The 1,471-nt window shown below is 64.4% G+C and carries 1 protein-coding gene; it reads left to right on the top strand.

All coding sequences use genetic code 11. The features are described 5' to 3' along the window. Positions 1 to 258: 258 nt before the first annotated feature. Complete coding sequence (locus CH276_RS12095) at positions 259 to 1,437, top strand: IS30 family transposase (RefSeq protein ID WP_141214699.1); 1,179 nt, start codon at positions 259 to 261, stop codon at positions 1,435 to 1,437. The last annotated feature ends 34 nt before the right edge of the window (positions 1,438 to 1,471 follow it).

The raw sequence follows: 1,471 nt of genomic DNA, 5'->3' as shown, positions 1-1,471 counted from the left end.
GGCGGGTTCTAACGATCCCCGCAACACCCTCGATTTGAGGGAGTTGCGGGGATCGTGGCATGTGCTGGGTTGAAGGTGCGGTTTTTCGAGGCGTTGGACCGTGAGGACGGGAATGTCAGCGCGGCCGCACGCTGTGTCGGGGTGAACCGGAACACTGCCTTCGGGTGGGTTCGTCAGGCGGGTGTGCAAGGGCGCGGAAAGAGCGGCCGGGCCGAGCATTCGGGTCGGGGACGATACGAGGAACTTCGCTCGTCGGGAATCTCGCGGCGCGAGGCTGCTCGGGAGGTCGGGGTCCACCTCCGGACTGCGCAGGACTGGGACGGGGGCATCCGCAAGATCGGTGGTGCGCGCCTGCACCCGGATGGTCGACGTATCGACTACAAAACCGGTATGACAACGTTCGTCACCGCTGCTCAGAGGCCGTCGCTGGCCCGCATCGAGTCCACACTGCACCCTCGGTATCTGACGGTGACCGACCGTGAACAGATCGCCGACCTGCGTCGAGCCGGGTGTTCGCTGCGTGAGATCGGACGCCGCCTCGGCCGGGCGGCCTCGACCGTCAAACGCGAGATCGACACCTACGGCATCGCCGACGAGTACCACCCGCACCGGGCACATCGGCTGTGGGCTATCTCGCGTGCCCGGCCGAAACCGGCGAAGCTGGCGGCACAGGGTTCGCTCCGGTCCTACGTCGCCGGCAAACTCGCCCTGCAGTGGTCGCCCGAGCAAATCTGCCACGCTCTAGTTGTCGACTTCCCCGATGACAAGGCGATGCGTGTGAGCACCGAAACGATCTACCAGGCCATCTACGTACAGTCGCGCGGCGGACTACGCCGAGAAGTTGCTGCCGCATTGCGCACCGGACGTACTCGCCGCGTACAGCACCGCTCACCCGAGCAGCGCACCTCACGATTCGTCGATGCGATGGTGATGATCTCCGAGCGGCCGGCGGAGGTCGCCGACCGCTCCGTGCCCGGGCACTGGGAGGGTGATCTGATCGTCGGTACTCGATCGGAGTCGGCGATCGTGACATTGGTCGAGCGTTCTACCCGGTACCTGCTTCTCGGTCACCTCCCCGGCGGGCACACTGCAGAGGAGGTCCGGGACGTTCTGGTTCCTCTGATCGGTTCTCTCCCAACGCATTTGCGCGGTTCACTGACGTGGGACCAAGGGTGCGAGATGGCAGCGCACAAGCAGTTCAGCGTCGCCACCGGGGTGCCGGTGTACTTCTGCGATCCACACTCACCATGGCAACGCGGATCGAACGAGAACACCAACGGCTTGCTACGCCAGTACTTCCCCAAAGGCACGGACCTGTCCGTGTACAGCGCCACCGACCTCGAGAACGTTGCCCACCGCCTCAACTCCCGTCCACGCAAAACGCTCGGCTGGAAAACTCCAGCCGAGCGTTTACGTGATCTACTGACAGGCATCTGACCATCAGGTGTTGCGAGGACCCCTAGAATCCGCC

Origin of the sequence: Rhodococcus sp. 06-470-2 (assembly GCF_002258235.1) — a bacterium.
GTDB lineage: Bacteria > Actinomycetota > Actinomycetes > Mycobacteriales > Mycobacteriaceae > Rhodococcoides.
This window is presented reverse-complemented; position numbering and strand designations above follow the sequence as displayed.